At 37.9% G+C, this 19504-nt stretch carries 21 protein-coding genes and 3 other annotated features; of the genes, 3 read left to right on the plus strand and 18 right to left on the minus strand.

Annotated features, from left to right (window positions below; genetic code table 11):
* Positions 1–1367, plus strand: a 1367-nt coding sequence (gene ilvD, locus V7149_RS03210) for a dihydroxy-acid dehydratase (protein ID WP_335344217.1), incomplete at its 5' end; no start/stop codon positions are given.
* 115 nt (positions 1368–1482) lie between these two features.
* Here ilvD and V7149_RS03215 read toward each other — a convergent pair.
* The 5 genes from V7149_RS03215 to V7149_RS03235 all read right to left on the minus strand — a co-directional run bounded on the left by V7149_RS03215 (position 1483) and on the right by V7149_RS03235 (position 7089).
* Positions 1483–1911 (minus strand): VOC family protein, encoded by a 429-nt coding sequence (locus tag V7149_RS03215; RefSeq protein WP_335344218.1) that lies wholly within the window; start codon positions 1909–1911, stop codon positions 1483–1485.
* 61 nt (positions 1912–1972) lie between these two features.
* Positions 1973–2422: a flavodoxin domain-containing protein gene (locus V7149_RS03220; RefSeq protein ID WP_335344219.1), complete on the minus strand. Its 450-nt coding sequence runs from the start codon at positions 2420–2422 to the stop codon at positions 1973–1975.
* A complete protein-coding gene (locus tag V7149_RS03225) occupies positions 2419–3465 on the minus strand; it encodes a ribonucleotide-diphosphate reductase subunit beta (protein WP_335344220.1) in 1047 nt (348 codons plus the stop codon). Before V7149_RS03225 ends, V7149_RS03220 begins: the two co-directional genes overlap by 4 nt.
* Before the next feature lie 175 nt (positions 3466–3640).
* Positions 3641–5929: a ribonucleoside-diphosphate reductase subunit alpha gene (locus tag V7149_RS03230; protein ID WP_335344221.1), complete on the minus strand. Its 2289-nt coding sequence runs from the start codon at positions 5927–5929 to the stop codon at positions 3641–3643.
* 50 nt (positions 5930–5979) lie between these two features.
* Positions 5980–6259: a binding site (T-box leader), on the minus strand.
* Positions 6260–6336: 77 nt separating this feature from the next.
* Positions 6337–7089 carry a TrmH family RNA methyltransferase gene (locus tag V7149_RS03235; RefSeq protein ID WP_335344222.1) on the minus strand — a complete coding sequence of 251 codons (753 nt, stop codon included), beginning with the start codon at positions 7087–7089 and terminating at the stop codon, positions 6337–6339.
* Positions 7090–7208: 119 nt separating this feature from the next.
* Between V7149_RS03235 and sspI the strand changes: the two genes are divergently transcribed.
* Positions 7209–7415, plus strand: a complete 207-nt coding sequence (sspI, locus tag V7149_RS03240; RefSeq protein ID WP_335344223.1) for a small acid-soluble spore protein SspI — start codon at positions 7209–7211, stop codon at positions 7413–7415.
* A 52-nt stretch (positions 7416–7467) separates the two neighbouring features.
* On the opposite strand, the gene V7149_RS03245 is transcribed toward sspI, so the two are convergent.
* Complete coding sequence (locus V7149_RS03245) at positions 7468–8553, minus strand: M42 family metallopeptidase (protein ID WP_335344224.1); 1086 nt, start codon at positions 8551–8553, stop codon at positions 7468–7470.
* A 73-nt stretch (positions 8554–8626) separates the two neighbouring features.
* Entirely contained in the window at positions 8627–9118 is a 492-nt protein-coding gene (locus tag V7149_RS03250; protein ID WP_335344225.1) for a dUTP diphosphatase, read from the minus strand.
* Positions 9119–9247: 129 nt separating this feature from the next.
* Here V7149_RS03250 and V7149_RS03255 point away from each other — a divergent pair, with 129 nt between their 5' ends.
* Positions 9248–9664, plus strand: coding sequence for a sigma-w pathway protein ysdB (locus tag V7149_RS03255; RefSeq protein WP_335344226.1), 417 nt, complete (start codon positions 9248–9250; stop codon positions 9662–9664).
* 31 nt (positions 9665–9695) lie between these two features.
* Here the strand turns inward: V7149_RS03255 and V7149_RS03260 are convergent, their stop codons facing one another.
* The 11 genes from V7149_RS03260 to speD form a co-directional block, all read right to left on the minus strand.
* The gene (locus V7149_RS03260; RefSeq protein WP_335344227.1) at positions 9696–10265 is read right to left on the minus strand and encodes a TVP38/TMEM64 family protein; all 570 of its coding nucleotides are present in this window, start codon (positions 10263–10265) and stop codon (positions 9696–9698) included.
* 70 nt (positions 10266–10335) lie between these two features.
* Positions 10336–10608: a DUF1294 domain-containing protein gene (locus tag V7149_RS03265; RefSeq protein WP_335344228.1), complete on the minus strand. Its 273-nt coding sequence runs from the start codon at positions 10606–10608 to the stop codon at positions 10336–10338.
* Between the two features lie 54 nt (positions 10609–10662).
* Complete coding sequence (rplT, locus tag V7149_RS03270) at positions 10663–11022, minus strand: 50S ribosomal protein L20 (RefSeq protein ID WP_335344229.1); 360 nt, start codon at positions 11020–11022, stop codon at positions 10663–10665.
* 25 nt (positions 11023–11047) lie between these two features.
* On the minus strand, positions 11048–11248 hold the full coding sequence (gene rpmI / locus V7149_RS03275) for a 50S ribosomal protein L35 (protein ID WP_066292584.1): 201 nt from the start codon (positions 11246–11248) through the stop codon (positions 11048–11050).
* Positions 11249–11263: 15 nt separating this feature from the next.
* Positions 11264–11767, minus strand: a complete 504-nt coding sequence (infC, locus tag V7149_RS03280; protein ID WP_335344230.1) for a translation initiation factor IF-3 — start codon at positions 11765–11767, stop codon at positions 11264–11266.
* Positions 11768–11917: 150 nt separating this feature from the next.
* Positions 11918–12046: a sequence feature (ribosomal protein L20 leader region), on the minus strand.
* A 209-nt stretch (positions 12047–12255) separates the two neighbouring features.
* Positions 12256–14187, minus strand: a complete 1932-nt coding sequence (gene thrS / locus V7149_RS03285; protein ID WP_335344231.1) for a threonine--tRNA ligase — start codon at positions 14185–14187, stop codon at positions 12256–12258.
* A 45-nt stretch (positions 14188–14232) separates the two neighbouring features.
* Positions 14233–14456: a binding site (T-box leader), on the minus strand.
* A gap of 73 nt (positions 14457–14529) precedes the next feature.
* Positions 14530–15405, minus strand: a complete 876-nt coding sequence (gene ytxC, locus V7149_RS03290) for a putative sporulation protein YtxC (RefSeq protein ID WP_335344232.1) — start codon at positions 15403–15405, stop codon at positions 14530–14532.
* Positions 15406–15774: 369 nt separating this feature from the next.
* Positions 15775–16704 (minus strand): primosomal protein DnaI, encoded by a 930-nt coding sequence (dnaI, locus tag V7149_RS03295; protein ID WP_335344233.1) that lies wholly within the window; start codon positions 16702–16704, stop codon positions 15775–15777.
* A complete protein-coding gene (locus tag V7149_RS03300) occupies positions 16704–18122 on the minus strand; it encodes a replication initiation and membrane attachment family protein (protein WP_335344234.1) in 1419 nt (472 codons plus the stop codon). The genes dnaI and V7149_RS03300 overlap by 1 nt, the downstream gene beginning before the upstream one ends.
* Positions 18123–18202: 80 nt before the next feature.
* Positions 18203–18664, minus strand: coding sequence for a transcriptional regulator NrdR (gene nrdR / locus V7149_RS03305; RefSeq protein WP_066292568.1), 462 nt, complete (start codon positions 18662–18664; stop codon positions 18203–18205).
* A 151-nt stretch (positions 18665–18815) separates the two neighbouring features.
* On the minus strand, positions 18816–19196 hold the full coding sequence (speD, locus tag V7149_RS03310) for an adenosylmethionine decarboxylase (protein WP_066292566.1): 381 nt from the start codon (positions 19194–19196) through the stop codon (positions 18816–18818).
* Positions 19197–19504: the final 308 nt, after the last annotated feature.

A 19504-nucleotide genomic window follows, 5' to 3' on the forward strand; every position in this document is an offset into this window, starting at 1 on the left:
AAACAGTTGTTGCGGCACATTGGTTCGATGGAATGGTATGTATTCCTAACTGTGACAAAATTACACCTGGAATGATGATGGCAGCGCTTCGCCTCAATATCCCAACAATCTTTGTTAGCGGCGGTCCGATGAAGGCTGGAACTGATAGTGCTGGCAATCCGCTTGACTTAACATCTGTATTTGAAGGGGTAGGGGCTTTCCAATCTGGTAAAATCGATGAAGCAAGATTGCTAGAGATCGAGCAGCTTGCCTGTCCAACTTGCGGATCTTGCTCAGGGATGTTTACAGCCAACTCAATGAACTGTTTAGCGGAAGGGCTTGGCCTTGCACTTCCTGGTAATGGGACAATTCTAGCTGTCGCTGAGGAACGTAAAGAGTTTGTTAAACAATCTGCTAAGCAATTAATGGAGCTTATTAAGAAGGATATTAAGCCTCGTGATATCGTAACAATTGATGCAATCGATAACGCATTTGCTTTGGATATGGCGATGGGCGGTTCTACTAACACAGTTCTTCACACTCTTGCCTTAGCTCATGAAGCTGAGATTGAGTATTCTTTAGAGCGTATTAATGAAATTGCAACCCGTGTACCGCATTTAGCGAAAATTGCGCCTGCCTCAGACTACCATATTGAAGATGTGCATAATGCAGGCGGGGTTAGCGCCATTATCAATGAGCTTCTTAAGAAGCCAGGTGCCTTTAATGGTGATTGTTTAACTGTATCAGGAAAAACAATTCGCGAAAATGTTGCTGGCAGTGATATTTTGGACAAGAATGTTATTCGGCCATTAGATAATCCACATTCTGAGCAGGGCGGACTAGCTGTATTATTTGGAAACTTAGCTCCGGACGGCTCGATTATTAAAGTCGGTGCAGTTGATGAATCAGTTGGCGGCTACCATAGAGGACCAGCGATTTGCTTTGATTCTCAAGAAGACGCACTTTCTGGAATCATTACCGGTAAAGTACAAGAAGGACATGTCGTGGTTATTCGCTATGAAGGGCCTAAAGGTGGTCCTGGTATGCCGGAAATGCTTGCACCTACTTCACAAATCGTAGGAAGAGGGCTTGGAGCAAAGGTTGGATTAATTACAGACGGACGTTTCTCAGGTGCATCAAGAGGAATTTCAATCGGCCATATTTCTCCTGAAGCTGCAGAGGGAGGACCAATCGCATTTGTAGAAGATGGCGATATCATCGAGCTTGATTTAAAGAAACGCACCATACAGCTGGAAATTTCTGATGAGGAAATGGAAAGACGGAAAGCAAATTGGAAGGGCTTTGAATCGAAGGTGAAAAAAGGCTACTTAGCAAGATATTCGAAGCTTGTGACATCAGCCAATACTGGTGGAGTAATGAAATATTAAGAAATTACAAAGACCTATAAACAGTCATATAAGACTTTTTATAGGTCTATTTTTAAATGGATCTATGTATGAACAAGCGTGTTTAATTAAGAGTTAAAATCCGTATTAGATAAAACTACATGACTTTTTCGCCATTATCATAATTAAATTGCCATGCAATGCCAAACTTATCAGTTACTTGTCCGTAGCATTTGCTCCAGAAGGTTTCCTGAAGCTCCATTTCTACTTTACCGCCTTCTTTTATTTTGTTAAATTGAGATTTCACTTCATCAAGATTCGTACTGACAACGGCAAGGCTAATATTATTTCCTTTAATAAAAGGCATGCCAGGAAAAACATCTGAAAACATGACATTGCTTCCGCTAATGTTAAGCCTTGCATGCATGACAAGATTTTTTGCATCCTCTGGCAGAGGATATTCTGGATTTGGAGGAGCCTCACCAAACGTCATAATTTGTGGTTTATCTGTTCCAAAAACGTCAGCATAAAATTCAACTACTTCTCGGCAATTTCCATTAAAGTTAAAATATACATCAACAGCCATCTGCAACACTCCCTATATTTTTTTGACATTGCTAAATATTTCTATTACATTTTATCATTTATCAATGCAATATCAAATTTTCAAGTCGAGCTAGAAATAAATCAACGAACTTTATACATTTCGTTAGATCTTGTTCTTGAGGCAATAATTCAACCTTTAAAGTGACCGATAAATCTGTTTTTGCTTTTAATAGGTCTCTGAATATATCAACAGCTCCACAGTAGTGAGGATAAAAACTGTCCCCTGTCCCGAATACGCCTGTTACCATGTTGCTTCTATCGATTTTCTCAAACTCCCGATAAAGAGGAATCATTTCATCAGGAATTTCCCCATCACCCCAAGTGTAAGTACCAACAACAACCGCATCAAATTCATCTAACCGATTACATGAAAATTGTTCAATGCTATATAAATAAACATCTAAATTTCTTTTCTTGAACAGATCATATAATTTTAATGCCAATTCTTTTGTATTTCCGCTAATCGAGGTATAAATTAAGCCAATTCTCATAGCTCATCAAAACCGTTATCTTGAGAAACCTTTGTATACGTACGAGACTTTTGTTCAAAGAAGTCGGACTTCGTTTCATTCATCATTTCGTCACTGAATACATGGATCCAAGGCATTGGATTTTCCTGTTCCTTATATAGGTTTTGAAGACCTAATTGCCGAAGCCGCTTATTAGCAAGGTATTCAACATAGCCTTCAAATTCATCTAAATCGATTCCTTGAATATCCTTCAATATATAATGAGCCCATTCCTTTTCAAGCTGGACTGCTGCATGAATTGTATCATATACATATTGAATATTTTGCTCTGTATTTAATTCAGGATTTTCAGTAAGAAGGATACGAATAAATTGCGCAATGAAGTAGGCATGCTGCATTTCATCACGTTGAATATAACTAATCATGGAACTCGTTTTTAGCATCTTTTGCTGACGGGCCAGATTATAGAAAAAGGCAAAGCCCGCATAAAAATAAATTCCTTCTAAATTAATTGAATTAATTCCAAGCTCAAATAAGTGCTGTAAAGAGGGGGTGTTTCTAAATTTTTCATAGGATTCAAGAATAAGCTGATTTCGCTTCCTAACAATGGTATCATCCTTTGCCTCGTCAAAGCGGGCAATTTGTTCACTAATAGGGATAAGAGAACTCAGGATATAAGAATATGATTCATTATGAACCGCCTCCTGCTGCGAAATGACAGCAAATATAGCTTTAAAGCTTGGGTCTGTTACATAATCCATCACTTGTGTCATCATAGGCGTTTGTAAGCTATCAAGTGATGCCAGCTGCGTGTTAATTCGTAAAAAAACATCTTGTTCAGTTGTGCTTAAGGAGTCCCACTGTTTAATATCATCCTGCATATTTATTTCTTGAGCCTTCCAAAAGTTAGCTAATAAAGTTTGATACATTCGATACATTTGTGGATATCTAATGTCATTCCAATTTAGGATCCCCGATGCTTGACCGTTTACTAGACTAGTAGATTTATTTGGGAACTCAGGATTTAGCAATTTTATTTTTGTTAATAATTGTTGGTGTGCCATGGAATCGCTCCTTTTGAAAATGGTTTTCAATTTATTACTGGTAGTCGTTGATATTTATTGAAAGTCGCTGATATATCCGGGAAATCGCCGATATATTCGGGAAGTCGCCGATATATTCGGAAAGTCGCCGATATATTCGGAAAGTCGTCGATATATCTGGAAAATCGTTGATATATTAACTATGGCAAGCTTCGCATTCATCAATTTCAGTTTGTGAAGTACTGCGAACATAATAGGTCGTTTTTAAACCGTGCTTCCAGGCTTCTAAATGAAGCTGCAATAATTCTCTTGCTTTTATATCGTGGCGAACATAAAGGTTGAAGCTAATGGACTGATCGATATGCCGTTGCCTTGCTGCGTTCTGTTTGATGCTCCATATTTGGTTCAACTCGTGTCTCACACGGCGATAATAGTTGTAAGTGTTATGATCTAAATCAGGTGCGGTGACTTTGAATTTGAAGTTTTTCTTTTCCTCGGCATATTCAATAGCATAAAGAGGATCGATACCGTCTGTTGATCCCCCTATTTTTGCTGTTGAAGAGTTCGGAGCCACAGCCATCATCCAACCATTTCTGACTCCGTAATTTTGGATATCTTCTTGTAAATCCATCCATCGTTCAGATGAATAATCTTTCCGTTTAAAATACTCACCTGATTGCCACTCAGAGCCATGAAATAAATTATATGCACCTTTTTCTTTTGCAAGCTCCATTGAGGCACGTATTGTAAAATAGGCTATATCCTCATATAGATCATTTGCGTAGTTAACCGCTTCGTCAGATTCCCAATGCATACCCTTAATAGCAAGGAGATGATGCCAGCCAAATGTTCCTAAACCAACTGCTCTATATTTCTGGTTCGTCCACTTTGCTTGTCCTACTGAAATTTGATTAATGTCGATTGTGTTGTCGAGCATTCTCATTTGAATTTGGATGAGGCGTTCCAGCACGCCTGCTCTAACTGCATTTGGCAAATGAATAGAAGATAAATTACATACAACAAAATCTCCAGGCTTGCGAACGATAATAATATTTCCATCTTCGTCTTGATATTCATTCTGAATGACCGTCGCTGACATGTTCTGCATAATTTCTGTGCATAAATTGCTGCAATAAATAGACGTTCTTCCATTTCCATTTACATGTTTATTTGGATTTTGGCGATTAACCTCATCACGATAAAACATATAAGGGGTGCCAGCTTCCAATTGTGAAACCATAATTCTAGCCATAATATCCATGGCACGATAGCTCTTTCTAGGAAGAAGGGGATGGTTAACTGCTTCTACGTATTTTCTCGTAAAGTGTTTTTCCCCGACCTCATCATAATAATCCTCAAGTCCCAATGGGTTTCCATTCTCATCCTTCCATCCCATAACCTGTTTTACTTGATGGGGACAAAAAGTGTGCCACTCGCCAATGCTTTTACCAGTTTCATCAACTTCTTCAAGCTTCTTCATGAATAGGTCAGGAATTGCGACTCCTGTAAATATGTCATGGGCTTTCCTGCGCTCATCCCCATTATTTGTCTTTAAATCTAAAAACCCATTCATGATATCCTTGTGAAAAACATCTAAATAGATGGCAATGGCTCCTTGTCTTTGCCCCAATTGATCGACACTGACAGCCGTATCATTAACAAGTCTAATCCAAGGAATGACACCAGAGGAATTTCCTTTAAACTTCTTAATGTCAGAACCTAAAGCACGGACTTTTCCATAATAAATGCCGATTCCCCCGCCATCCTTACTTAATCTGGCAATATCCCAATTATTTAAATAGATGCTATCTAAGGAATCATCGACTGTATCGATAAAACAAGAAGAAAGCTGTCCGTAGCTTTTTCCGGCATTAGAAAGTGTTGGGGTTGCAACAGTCATATATAGATTGCTTAAAGCCCAATAAACTTCCTTGACTAAAGATATTCGTTTTGCTTTATCTTCGTTTTTCATTAATGTCATAGCAATGATCATGAATCGTTCCTGCGGCAGTTCAAAAATATTTTTCTCATAATCTTTGGCAAGATAACGATCAACAAGGAGGAACAAACCAATATAGTTAAATAAATAATCTTTTTCAGGGTCAATCAGTATATCTAATTGATCTATTTCTTCTTTTGAATAGAAAGCTAGTAAATCTTCTGAATAAATACCAATATTAGTCAGCTTCATTATGAGGCTATAAAAATCCCCATATTTTACATTCATTTTATATCCTCGATTTTTTGATGCTTCTGAATACAATTCATTTAAATATAGTTGAGCTGCAAGAAAGGTCCAGTTTGGCTGGTCCATTGAGATTTTGTTTAATGAATAAAGAAGTGCAAATTGATTTGCGGATGCATCGTTTTGCTTTAGTTCCTCCAACTGCTGTTTAAGTGGATCAACGTCAATCTTATATAAGTTTGAAGCTCTGTTTAACTCTTCTAAAACTAGATCCAATTCTGTTTGAACATATGTATCCATTTTCATATCCCCTTTACTTGTTTTTTCCAAAATAAAAAACCTCTATCCCATAAAGGGACGAGGTTTTGGATTCGCGGTACCACCCTTTTTAACACAAAAAGCATGTATTGATCGCTTTATGTATTCGCTTCATTCGGATAACGGCAATAAGCCGGAACATCTTTACATTGAAAAGTGGAAGCGGCTTAGTCAGCCGTAACTTTATAATGGTCCCGATGCCAACTCAGGAGGTGAAATTTCCCTTGCCTTCCCTTTGAAAATGCTCTCAGTCTAGGCATTCTCTCCCTGAAAAGTTCCCTGCAAGCTACTTTTCTCCATCATTGTTTTATAACAATATAATTTTCCTGTTATTATAGTATATTCTTCACATAGTTTCAAACGGTTTTCTGAAAAAAAGCGCCCAATTACTAATTTCTTAAGTAATAAAGCAAAATCCCTGTTGCAATAGCTACATTTAATGATTCACTTTTTCCGTAAATGGGGATATAAAGATTATCAGTTGTTTCTCCCAAAATCGACTTTCGTACGCCGCTTCCTTCATTGCCGACTATTAAGGCAAATCTCCCCTTAGTTTCAATTTCTGTATACTCTTTTGCATTTTCTAATGCCGTGCCGTACACAGGGATGTTTTCCTTCGTAAGCTTACTAATCCAGTCAGAAAGATTTCCTCTAACTATCGGGAGGTGAAAATGACTGCCTTGTGCGGAGCGGAGTACTTTCGGATTATAGCTATCTACACTACCATCCCCAATGATTACAGCATCCACGCCCGCAGCATCCGCTGTTCGAATCATCGTGCCTAAATTCCCAGGGTCTTGAACCGCATCAATTAGCAAATATTTGTTTCCATTAACTTGATCAGCGTTAAACTCGGGCTGACGGCAAATGGCGATTACCCCTTGAGGTGTTTCCGTATCAGATAAACTTTGAATAATGTCATTCGTTACTAACGTTACTGGAATTTCTCCATAATTCCATGAAGGCGGCAATCCAGTATTTTCACTGACCACAATTTCTTCAATACGTCCGTTTAATAATGCTTCTTCAACGAGATGAAAGCCTTCGACTAAAAAGGTTCCCGTTTTGTCTCTTTCCTTTTTCGTTAAAAGCTTTTTCCATTGCTTAACTTGAGGGTTATTCGCAGAGTGAATATACTTCACACTCTCACTCTCCTTTATTTTTTGCTCCAATTTTCTTATTATAGCCCAAATAAAATACATAATAAATCCAAAAAATGAAATCATAATAACGATTCGATTATACGGAAGGAGTGCTGTCAATGAACTTAAACTTAAGAAACGCAATTATACACAATGTTTCAGGTAATTCACAAGACGAATTAAAGGATACAATTGTTGATGCTATCCAAAACGGAGAGGAAAAAATGCTCCCTGGATTAGGAGTATTATTCGAAGTGATTTGGAAGAACTCCTCTGATCAAGATAAACAGGAGATGCTTCAAACATTGGAGAATGGATTGAAATAAATAGTATAAGCGAAAAAAGATGACCTAGTTGGCTCATCTTTTTTCTTTGTAATTATTGAAACGTAATCTTTTCAACCGTTTCTCTATCAAGGCGTTTAATGACCTCGGCAATTAACTTTACAGCATTTTCATAGTCATCACGGTGAAGCATGGCTGCATGCGAATGAATGTAGCGGGTAGCGATCGTAATGGATAATGCAGGTACTCCATTATGTGTTAAGTGAATAGCACCTGAATCTGTTCCACCTCCTGGCACAGCATCAAACTGATATGGAATATTCAATTCATCAGCTGTATCTGTTACTAAATCACGCAAGCCTTTGTGAGAAACCATGGACGCATCATAAAGAATGATTTGAGGGCCTTTACCCATTTTGCTTAATGCTTCTTTTTCTGTGATGCCAGGAGTATCTCCAGCGATTCCTACATCCACCCCGAAAGCAATATCCGGTTCAATTTTTTGTGCGGATGTACGGGCACCACGAAGTCCAACCTCTTCCTGAACTGTTCCTACTCCATAAACAATGTTTGGATGATCAGCATCTTTAAGTGATTTTAGAACATCAATGGCAATCGCACAGCCAATACGGTTATCCCATGCTTTTGCAAGAAGCATCTTTTCATTATTCATCACTGTAAATTCAAAATATGGAACGACCATATCACCAGGTTTCACGCCCCACTCCTTCGCTTCTTCCTTGCTAGAAGCACCGATATCAATAAACATATCTTTAATGTCTACTGGCTTTTTCCTTGCTTCTGGAGAAAGAATGTGCGGAGGCTTTGAACCGATGACTCCAGTTACATCCCCTTTGTTTGTCACAATCGTTACCCGCTGAGCAAGCATGACTTGTGACCACCAGCCGCCAACGGTCTGAAAACGAAGAAATCCTTTATCATCAATATTTGTAACCATAAAACCTACTTCGTCTAAATGGCCGGCAACCATTATTTTCGGGCCGTCCTCTTTCCCGACTTTTTTGGCAATTAAACTGCCAAGTCCATCAGTTGTCACTTCATCGGCATATTCACTTATGTATTTCTTCATGACTTCGCGGGGTTCACGCTCATTGCCAGGAATCCCTTTTGCATCAGTTAAATCCTTTAGCATCGTTAACGTTGCATCTAATTTCGTCATTATTTCGACTCCCTTAATATGTATTCGGTTTTATTATACTAAAATTTTCTAATAACAAAAAGAAAATACCCATTTAGTACCCTTGTCGTTGTCTTTCATAATTAACTTCATTTTTATCAATATATGCTTTCTCGATTTCCTTTGCATTAAATCCCAGAAGCTCTCCTAATTGTATGTAGGCTTGAACAAGTTCTTTATAATCCTCTAATGCCTTGCTGTTTTTGAACATACTTACTAACTCAAACACATGCAAAAACTGATCACTTATAGAAGTTTTTGCTTCTTTCTGTCCTAAATATTCACTTTCCTGTGAAAAACCGCACTCTATTCCAAGTGAAAGAATAAAATGAACACCATCCACAAATTCTTCTAAAACAGTTTCCCTAGGGGATGAGGGTTTTAAACTCCAAAACTTGAAGCACCTCGTTTCATTCGCAAGTTCTCCTAATTCTACAAGTAATGCCAACACTTTACGATCAATTAAATTTTCATTCTGCAGCTGATGCTTTGTTTCAATATGTTCATCCAGTCCTTTTTGCATAGTAAATAATTTTTGATAATTCATTTTACACCATCCTAATTTTAGGTCTACTTATAAATAATTATAAAAAAATTATAACAAAAGTATAGAAAGTTGAAACTTTTTTGTTGGGTTATTCGTAATGAAAGGAAAATACAATTGGAGGGGCTTCTTATGATGTGGCTAATACGCTTCCTGCTATTTGCTATTATAATTTTTCTCATATATAGCGTGTTCAAATATTTATTAAATCCGAAACGGAAACTCGAACTGGCCCATGAGCAGAAACGGTATTATTTCTTAGATGATTCTAACAATGTGCGTAAAAACTTTTTGATTACTTATAAAGGAGTTTTGTTTGAAGGGGAAAAATACTTAGGGACAACTGAAAACGCTTTTGAGGTCATCTCTATCTTTATTTGGCCTAGAAACCTTGCCTCACTGAAAGGAATGGTTCGAGAAGATTTACAATTTATCGAAAGAAAAGTATACGAAAATTACCCGAATGCAAAAATCGACTGGAAAAGTCCCATCAAAGAGTTTATGGAAAAAAGTAAGACACCCGAAACACCATTCAATGAACACAGTTAAAAACGTTCGGAAAATCCCGAACGTTTTTTCTTTATGCAGCTTTAAAAAATTCCCTCCACTTAATCACAGTTACTTTTTCCCTTAATATGAAAACAAGGACCCCAAGGGAGAGTAAGATGATGAGAATCATTGATGGAGTAAACCTACTTATAAATTCTCCAAACACCGTGTAGAAAATGGCTAAAGGCAGATTTGTTATCCATGAATTCTTAAGATAATCCTGAAAGCTTTTGTTTCGCTCAATTAGGCAAAAATTCAGTAAATGATAATGAATAAAGGGGATAAGCCTTAATACAGCTATTTGACCTACACTTAGATTCCGATACTCCCCAAACCATCGTTTTTTTAAGTTTGATAGTTTAGCATGTGTTTTCGGCATACGGCTAATAAGAAAATAGAAAAGAATACTGCTTAGCATTAAACCAATTAACGAGTATAAACTGCCAAAAAAACTGCCAAATAAAATTCCTCCTGTTAGACATACGAGAGGAACAGGAATAAAGAAAAATTGCCTTAAAATATGAAATAATATAAAGGCAATGGGGGCTAAAATTCCGGCTGTTTCAATCATCACAAATAGCAATGATAATTGATCATTCATCTTCACTCACCCTCTTAATGCTTAAAATCCTTGCTGTCTTCTTTTACAGCTTATTGAGGGATTCCGACAGTTATGACAAAAGATTAAATGCAAATAGGAGGAGACCTATTTCAAGGAGAGATAGTACCGGCAAACCGTATTTAAACTGGAAATGCTTTGTTTTATGACGGAAGGTTTTCATCCCTAGCGTCATGCCAGTAGCACCGAAAAAAATGGCTACAAGCCATAATGTATTTTCGCTTATTCGGTATTGATGGTTTTTTGCTTTATTCTTATCGATTTTCATCAAGTAAAAACCCGCTATATTAATAATGATAAACAAAGTAATAAATATCTTTAGCATGATTTATACCTCCAAAATAGAAAAGCCATCCTCTAATCGAGAATGGCAGATATATTACTTGCTTAAGTTTTGCTTAGCTACAGATGCTAATTCAGCGAATGCTTTTTCGTCAGCGATTGCTAATTCAGCAAGCATTTTGCGGTTTACTTCGATGCCAGCAAGCTTTAAACCGTGCATTAAACGGCTGTAAGAAAGACCGTTCATGCGAGCTGCTGCGTTAATACGAGTAACCCATAGTTTGCGGAAATCGCGCTTTTTGTTGCGACGATCACGGTAAGCATACATTAAAGATTTCATTACTTGTTGGTTAGCAACTTTATATAATGTATGTTTTGAACCGAAATAACCTTTAGCTAATTTAAGAACTTTTTTACGACGTTTGCGAGTAACTGTACCGCCTTTTACACGTGGCATATGATTTCCCTCCTAATATCGGATATTACTTAAGATTTACTAATAAGAAACGGATGCGTTTGTAATCGCCTGAAGAAACAAGAGTTCCTTTGCGAAGCTTACGCTTTTGTTTTTGAGATTTATTAGCGAACAAGTGGCTTGTGTAAGCGTGGTGACGCTTAAGTTTTCCAGATCCTGTTCTTTTGAAACGCTTAGCAGCGCCGCGGTGAGTTTTCATTTTTGGCATTTGGAATTCCTCCTCTTACTTTTCGTTTTTAGGTGCTAGCATCATGAACATACTGCGGCCATCCATTTTCGGATGTGATTCTACAGCAGCTACTTCTGTGCAAGCCTCAGCAAAGCGAACTAATACACGATGACCAATTTCCTTATGGGTAATGGCACGTCCTTTAAATCGAATCGATGCTTTAACTTTATCGCCTTTTTCAAGGAATTTAATTGCATTGCGAAGCTTTGTATTAAAATCATGCTCATCAATTGTTGGGCTTAGACGAACTTCTTTAACACTGATAATCTTTTGATTTTTGCGAGCTTCTTTATCTTTCTTCTGCTGCTCGAACTTGAACTTTCCATAGTCCATGATACGGGCTACAGGAGGTTTTGCATTCGGTGCAACAAGAACAACATCAAGATTAACTCGTGCAGCAATTTCAAGTGCTTCGATTTTTGACTTGATTCCTAATTGCTCGCCGTTTTGGTCAATAAGACGAACTTCACGGGCGCGAATGCCCTCGTTTAACAACATATCTTTGCTAATAGTTAGACACCTCCAAGGTTAATATGCGAACACAACATTTGGGTCAAGAAGGCATTAGAGCCTATTGCACCGGACGAAAGCTACATTCGCAAGAATACATAACATATCTGTTCCAAAGAGACGCAGATCTGTTTAAATCCAATAAAAAAAGTGTGGATGACAACACCCACACTTTACGTACAAAATTTAAACAACAATGTTTACGTAAAACCTGCCAACTGCTCTTTGCGTCAATCAGGTGAGAAGCGGGTGCTTCTTCTTTTCCTCAAACTGTATTCAATTTACCTTAGCAACTATATCACAAAAGATGTTTTCATGTCAAACGTTCATTTCTGTTGCAACGAAGAAAATTGTAACAAATGTATCGGAATCATGCAATACATTTTTGAGATTTTCCAATAAATGAGCAGAGTTTCTCAAACTTTAGAGCTCTAGAAAGTCGCTGATATATTCGGAAAGTTGTCGATATATCTCAATTATCTTTTAACTTCTTCCTTCAATCCCGCAATAAAATCTGCAAATGGAACTGTTTCAGATTTCTGCTCTCCATATTTACGAACATTGACCGCCTTTTCGGCTACCTCATTATCGCCGACTACAAGCATATATGGAGTTTTTTGCATTTGAGCTTCGCGAATTTTGTAGCCAATTTTCTCGTTTCGGTCATCAAGCTCCACACGGAAGCCTTCAGCTTTAAGTTGTTCAAGCACTTCCTTTGCATAGTCGTAGTGAACATCTGGCGAAACAGGAATGACTTGAACTTGAACAGGTGCAAGCCATGTTGGGAATGCCCCTTTATACTCTTCAATTAAGAAGGCTACAAAGCGTTCCATTGTTGAAACAACACCACGGTGAATAACGACTGGACGATGATGTTTGCCATCTTCCCCGATATAAGTTAGATCAAAGCGCTCAGGCAATAAGAAGTCTAACTGTACTGTTGATAAAGTCTCTTCCTTGCCTAAAGCAGTTTTTACTTGTACATCCAGTTTTGGACCGTAAAAAGCAGCTTCTCCTTCAGCCTCGAAATAGTCGAGCCCAATTTCATCCATAGCCTCTTTCAGCATGGCTTGTGCTTTTTCCCACATTTGGTCATCATCGAAATACTTCTCTTTATCTTGCGGATCACGATAAGATAAGCGGAAAGAATAATCCTCGATGCCAAAGTCTTTATACACGTCAAGTACAAGCCGGACAACACGAATAAATTCTTCTTTAATTTGGTCAGGACGGACAAAGATATGAGCGTCATTTAATGTCATTCCACGTACACGCTGAAGACCAGACAATGCTCCAGACATTTCATAGCGATGCATCGTTCCAAGCTCTGCAATCCGAATTGGAAGCTCACGGTAGCTGTGAATGCCATTTTTATAAATCATCATGTGGTGCGGACAGTTCATCGGACGAAGAACGAGCTGCTCATTGTCCATTTCCATGACAGGGAACATATCCTCTTGGTAATGGTCCCAGTGACCAGACGTTTTGTATAGCTCTACACTTCCCATAACTGGTGTATACACATGGTCATAGCCTAAACGTACTTCCTTATCAACAATATAGCGCTCAACGATACGGCGAATTGTTGCTCCTTTTGGAAGCCATAGCGGCAGGCCTTGTCCTACTTTTTGTGAGTTTGTAAATAAATTTAACTCTTTCCCGATCTTACGGTGATCACGTTCTTTTGCTTCCTCAAGCAGGCGCAAATGCTCTGCTAAATCTTCCTTCTTAAAGAAAGCTGTTCCATATATGCGCTGCAGCATTTTATTATCGCTGTTTCCGCGCCAGTAAGCACCGGCAATGCTTAGTAGCTTTAATTCCTTCAGCTTGCCAGTAGATGGCACGTGAACACCGCGGCAAAGGTCAACAAACTCTCCTTGCTCATAAAGTGTCACTGTCTCATCCGCTGGGATTGCTTCGATCAGCTCCAATTTATATTCATCATCAATTTCCTTGAACAATTTAACAGCTTCATCACGGCTAACTTCCTTGCGAATGATATCAATGTTTTCATTGATGATCTTTTTCATTTCTTTTTCAATAAGCGGCAGATCTTCTGGAGTCAAGGATTGCTCAAGATCAATATCATAGTAGAACCCGCCTTCGATGACAGGACCTACACCGAGCTTAACATTTTTATATAGGCGCTTAATCGCTTGTGCCATTAAGTGTGCTGAACTGTGGCGAAGTACTTCCAATGCATCGCTGCTGTCTTGAGTAACGATTTCGACCGCTCCATCTTCTTCAATTGGACGGCGCAGGTCGTACATTTCGCCATTGAATTTACCTGCTATCGCCTTCTTCTTAAGTCCAGGACTTATAGAAGCAGCGATATCTTCTGTTGTCGTCCCTTTAGGAAACTCCTTTACAGCCCCATCGGGAAACGATACTTTAATTAAATCTGACATAGCAAATCCTCCTATTTGGATAAAAATAAAAAAACTCGTCCCTAAAAAAGGGACGAGTTGTAATTAACACGTGGTTCCACCCTACTTCTCATTTCACAAAAATATGTGTCAAATGACTTGTAGCAATTTAACGGCTTGTGACCGTCAGCCCATTTCCGAGCTGAAGTTCAAAGGTGGTAAGCATTCTATTCGTGTTAGGAAGGTTCCAGCCTTGCCTTCCCTCTCTTTAAACCGTAAAAGAATACCCTTGTCCTTATCAAAACTTATATTTATTAAGAATTGATGCACTTCATATTATGTACGTTATTATAGTTTGTTATTTCAGGAAAATCAAGGGCATCTTTATATTTTTTCATCAGCTGTATACGTTAGCATACTTTTATTTTTATAAAATTTACTAGTTGAGCTTATCACGAGTCTTTCTTCAAAAATATTTTGGATTGTTCTAACGAGTGCCTGCTCCTTATACTCGGTATAAAGATAAATAATGGCCGGTGCAATGGAAAGCAATGGGGCAATCGTAACTGAATCCACATAAACAGGGTGATTAATCAGAAGCCTTCTATCAATCATATGTGCTAAATCCGCCCGTTTCATTTCATCATAGTTTTCATTAAAAAAATGAATGCCATCATCAATTAGTAAATGAATGTGGTCGAACTTCGCTTCTCTACCTGTTAAAAAATCCCTTAAAGTTTGAATAAACATTTGGTACTCTTGCTCCATTTTATATTCATCTATTGAAATTTCTACATATTTGGCCATTTGGTCCATTATTGGACGCAATCTAAATTTCACAAAGGAATCGAAGGAAAAGTTAATATTCTCATGGAAGATTTCATTAATCGTATTTTTAATATTCCCCTCCATATCTACATCACTCAGGAAAGTGGTAAGGTCCTTTCTATTTCCTTCTAGGATGGAATGAATAATCTCAAGAATTTGCTGCTGTTCCTCCTCATCCTGATAATAATAATGTTCAGCTATAATTCTGCGAAACCAATTATCTTGTTTACTAGTAATAATAAACTTATAGAAAACTTCTTTTATCATTTCTAAATCCTTTTTCATTTGTGGCTCGATCTGGATTCGAACTATATGGTGATCTTCAATTTGAAGAATATTTTTATTGGAAAGTGCGGAAGAAGCTAAATAATATTGTAAATATCTAAAAAGATTTTTAGCATCCTCGGTCTTCTGGAAAGTGATTTCGATCAACCAAATCCCCCCTTTATATAGTATTCTGTTTTAAATGTATATGGGGAATTTGGACAAAATAGAAGTGCTGATAAGAATTCATATGTATGTTGAGGATAATAAAGTGAAACTTCAATCAGTGGGGGTTTTCCTTCATCCCCCACTGATTGTTAGTTGAACCAATCGGGCCTTTACGGGCTGTTGATCCCCCACTTAGAATTTTTTTGTTTTACTCAACTTCTTGAAGTGGGGGTCTTACAGCCCGTTAATCTGCGATAAATTCATCTCTAAAAAAACAGAGCCATCCTGAGAATAGGACAGCTCTAAATAATTTTATTAACTCTTTCCAGTGAAAACCAATAGGTATACCGTTTATTCAGGCTTTAACATCTAAACTCTGCGGTTCCGTCCTTCCACGGCAACTGGTTCCGCTAAATATCTGATCCTCTCCATTATGCGCCGGGCTTTCATTTTCTCTTCTTCTCCTCGCTGGCTGTAGGATAAATGATGTTCCAGTCCTTGAAAATCAAAATTAGAAGTAAAAAAAGTCGGCAGGCTTTCGAGCATTCGAAATTGTAGGATGGGTCCCATGACCTCATCTCTCGTCCAGCTAGACATCGCTTCTGCACCAATGTCATCAAACATTAAAACAGGCACTTTTTTGATAGTCTCAACCTTTTCATTAAGAGTAGAATCAGCAATTGAGCTTTTTAGTTCCCTTAAAAGTTCAGGGACATACACAATCATGGACGAAACTTCTTTTTTAGCCAATTCATTAGCAATAACACCTAGTAAATATGATTTTCCAACTCCAAATTTCCCATAAAAGTATAATCCCTTCTGTCTGGAGCCTGGTTTATAATTCATAATAAACGAAGCAGCCTTCTGAACAGCATCAATTCTTTCATCATCCTCATAAATGGAATCAAAGGAAGCCTCAAGGATATCCCTTGGAACATGCAAGCTTTGAATTAATTTTTCATTTTTGCGTTTCTCATCGTCCATAACCTTTCGAGGACATTTGTCGTAATGTAATGCAATGCTGCCTCTTTCTATAACAAGCTTTGGATGATAGCCCTTCATGAAATTCACACATCCATCTAAGCTTGGACATCGATTACATTCCTTGCTTTGATTACAATATTCATAAAGCTTCACCATGCTTATTTCAATCATTTTCTCGGTTAATTCATCTTGATGGCTTTTGAGAAAGGCCTTCACATCTGGATTATTTAATGTTTCCCTGCGCTGCATTTCATATCTTTTTTGAAAATCCTCTCTGCCAGCCAATCGTTTTAATGTGTCATTAATTCTTTCCATTAGTCAGCCTCTTTTCCTGAACGTAACTTCTTTATTGTTTCTTGAAGTTCTCTCTTTTTCAGTTCAAGATCTTCATCCTGTTGTTTATTGATTGATTCTTGTGCAGGGGTACCTGTTTCGTCAAACCAGTCAGGAAGCATTTCCGTTCGAATCGGTTTCTTTTTTCCTGCATAATTAGCTGGTTTCTTATTCCCGTCTCCCCATTCCATATATTGCCTATGTTCATTTTTGGCTAAATCAATAGCCGCTTTTGCCGTTTTTATTTTCTTTCTTGCCCAGTGGCTCGCTATTTTTTCTACATAGCCTTTCGTTAATTTCATATCTGTCTTCAGCATGACATATTGAATCAGTACATTTACAACCCCCGGAGGCAGCTTTTGATTAAACATAACACCTTCAATAATTTGCAGATCCCCTTTTGAAGGCTCTGCCCCACCAGAAAGATCCTTTAGCACTTGCCTAGGTGAAGTAATCTCTAAAGCACGAAGCAATTCCTCTTCCTTCGTTTCGGGCTCCTTTATTTGCGTCCTCTGTGCCATTGGCTGTGTTCGATCAACTAATGATGGAAGCTGATCATGATGTTGAAATTGGTACCAATCACGAGCAGACTTCCTCAACTCTTCTATGTTTATTTCATTATCTTCTGTAATGGCGCTGATGACAATATTTTTCATTTGGATCGCATCTATTCCATATAAAAAAGCAAGATTGCTGACCGCATTTTTTACTTTTTTTGTGAAAGCCTCTTTCGGAATCAGGGACTCATTTAGTCCAGCTTCAAGAAGCTTAAAATTAAATGTATCATGAATGATTTGTATACGGTCCTGTTCATCTCTTCTGATAAAACTTTTCCCTTCTGAAGCTTGCATCATCTCTTCGGCTTCTGAATCATAAGAAATAGAGTCCATATGACTTGTCATAAAAATATCCTGAAATGATTTGGTAACTTCAAAGTAATTCCCCTTAGAATCCACCTTATCTTCTGAAAAAAACCGCTTTAATCTCGAATATTGATTTTTACCAATTTTTTTGTACAAATATATATTTAGCATTCCATCTAAAAAAAATTGTTCCGGTGTTAAAGGCGGGATCAATTCGTAAATAAATGATCTGGCATCTTCATCTTTTTTTTCATAAACCTTCATAAGCCCAATACCTTCAAGCTTTATACGGGCTTTGTAAATCTCATTTAAGCCTAAATCCATAAAATTCATCAGGCTGTGATGTGAATTAGAGCTGGACCATAATCGATTTTCTTCCAACTCCGACCATAATGTCATGTATAAACTAAAACAAGTAGATCCGATTAAGGGCTGATACAAAAAAGTTAGCACTTTTCGGTCATAAGCATGCAAAAGCCCGCTAGCAGCTACCACATATCGATCAATCGGAACCAATTCCTGCCAATGCTGAACCATTTTATCAACCTTTCAATTCAATAATAATCATTTACCAAAAAAGAGCTAAAGATTTCTTTAGCTCAAAGAACGTGCCCCTTTTATTCCTTTTCTTTCTTAATCAATTCTTTCAATTCATCAATAAAGACATTGATATCTTTAAACTGCCGATAAACCGATGCAAATCTTACGTAGGCGACATCATCGATTTTAGCCAGCCTGTCCATTACCATTTCACCAACAGCTTCACTTTGAATTTCAGAGACACCATTACTGCGGAGTTCCTTCTCGACACTGGAAGTAATTTCTTCCAGCTCTTTCAGGGCAACAGGACGTTTCTCACAAGCTTTAATAAGACCCCGTAATATTTTATCACGGCTGAATTCTTCCCTTGTTCCCTCTTTTTTGACGACAATAAGAGGAATTTCCTCAACCTTTTCAAAGGTTGTGAAACGATATCCGCAGGCTTCGCATTCTCGTCTGCGCCGAATGGAACGGTAGTCATCAACAGGACGAGAATCAAGTACACGTGTATTGTTATTTTGACATGAAGGACATTTCATACAATCAGCTCCGGATTCTTTTCATTCAAAATGCTCGGGTACTATTATTGTACTATTTTTTAGATAAAAGCCCAATAGTTAATGAGTCCGAAAATGGGCAAATTAAAAGAGGTGTATAAAATACACCTCTGAATTTTCATGCCTTTTGTTATTATAAAGCATTAGCTTGCGCTTGTTTAACTTGAACTGGACCCATCCCGCGTGGAATTTCGATATTCTCACACGTTTCTGCACCTAACGCCTCTGCAATGTAGTTCGCAGCAATGCTAGGGTCAAGATCTCCACACGTATATACATCAATGCTGGCATAACCATGCTCAGGAAAGCTGTGAATAGTTAAATGCGATTCAGAGATGATAACAACTCCGCTCACACCCTGTGGTGCAAACTTATGAAATGCCACCTCTCGGATTTCAGCACCCGATTTTAATGCTGCATCTACAAAAGTACGCTCAATAAAATCCATATCATTTAACTTTTCAAAATCGCATCCCCAAAGTTCTGAGATTACGTGACGACCCATCGTTTCCATATTCAAATTTCCCCCTTTAACAATAATAATGACATTCTACATTTCCAGATAACTACCACGGGGGAAAGTTAGTCCAAAGAGGTCCTAACCCTTTAAGTAGCCACTATAAACAAAATAATAGAAGTTCACGATGACTAGTATACTTTGTTTAATTTCTTTTTGCAATACAGTTCTAAAAATTTGTTAAAGGGTTCTCTTTGTCCTCTTTTATAATAAGACTCAAAAGAGGACTGTCTATCGATTTTACTAGAGATGGATATGATTGCAAAATAGAAAAGCGGAAGCGCCTCGCCCACCCCCGACAAGCA

Origin of the sequence: Bacillus sp. JJ1503 (genome assembly GCF_036965125.1) — a bacterium.
GTDB lineage: Bacteria > Bacillota > Bacilli > Bacillales > Cytobacillaceae > Cytobacillus.

Excerpts from the sequence above, each read along its gene's own strand:
- V7149_RS03215 (WP_335344218.1), bottom strand. The coding sequence starts at position 1,911 with ATGGCTGTTGATGTATATTTTAACTTTAATGGAAATTGCCGAGAAGTA.
- V7149_RS03220 (WP_335344219.1), bottom strand. The coding sequence starts at position 2,422 with ATGAGAATTGGCTTAATTTATACCTCGATTAGCGGAAATACAAAAGAA.
- V7149_RS03225 (WP_335344220.1), bottom strand. The coding sequence starts at position 3,465 with ATGGCACACCAACAATTATTAACAAAAATAAAATTGCTAAATCCTGAG.
- V7149_RS03230 (WP_335344221.1), bottom strand. The coding sequence starts at position 5,929 with ATGGATACATATGTTCAAACAGAATTGGATCTAGTTTTAGAAGAGTTA.
- sspI (WP_335344223.1), top strand. The coding sequence starts at position 7,209 with ATGAACTTAAACTTAAGAAACGCAATTATACACAATGTTTCAGGTAAT.
- V7149_RS03245 (WP_335344224.1), bottom strand. The coding sequence starts at position 8,553 with ATGACGAAATTAGATGCAACGTTAACGATGCTAAAGGATTTAACTGAT.
- V7149_RS03250 (WP_335344225.1), bottom strand. The coding sequence starts at position 9,118 with ATGAATTATCAAAAATTATTTACTATGCAAAAAGGACTGGATGAACAT.
- V7149_RS03255 (WP_335344226.1), top strand. The coding sequence starts at position 9,248 with ATGATGTGGCTAATACGCTTCCTGCTATTTGCTATTATAATTTTTCTC.
- V7149_RS03260 (WP_335344227.1), bottom strand. The coding sequence starts at position 10,265 with ATGAATGATCAATTATCATTGCTATTTGTGATGATTGAAACAGCCGGA.
- V7149_RS03265 (WP_335344228.1), bottom strand. The coding sequence starts at position 10,608 with ATGCTAAAGATATTTATTACTTTGTTTATCATTATTAATATAGCGGGT.
- rplT (WP_335344229.1), bottom strand. The coding sequence starts at position 11,022 with ATGCCACGTGTAAAAGGCGGTACAGTTACTCGCAAACGTCGTAAAAAA.
- rpmI (WP_066292584.1), bottom strand. The coding sequence starts at position 11,248 with ATGCCAAAAATGAAAACTCACCGCGGCGCTGCTAAGCGTTTCAAAAGA.
- infC (WP_335344230.1), bottom strand. The coding sequence starts at position 11,767 with ATGTTGTTAAACGAGGGCATTCGCGCCCGTGAAGTTCGTCTTATTGAC.
- thrS (WP_335344231.1), bottom strand. The coding sequence starts at position 14,187 with ATGTCAGATTTAATTAAAGTATCGTTTCCCGATGGGGCTGTAAAGGAG.
- dnaI (WP_335344233.1), bottom strand. The coding sequence starts at position 16,704 with ATGGAAAGAATTAATGACACATTAAAACGATTGGCTGGCAGAGAGGAT.
- V7149_RS03300 (WP_335344234.1), bottom strand. The coding sequence starts at position 18,122 with ATGGTTCAGCATTGGCAGGAATTGGTTCCGATTGATCGATATGTGGTA.
- nrdR (WP_066292568.1), bottom strand. The coding sequence starts at position 18,664 with ATGAAATGTCCTTCATGTCAAAATAACAATACACGTGTACTTGATTCT.
- speD (WP_066292566.1), bottom strand. The coding sequence starts at position 19,196 with ATGGAAACGATGGGTCGTCACGTAATCTCAGAACTTTGGGGATGCGAT.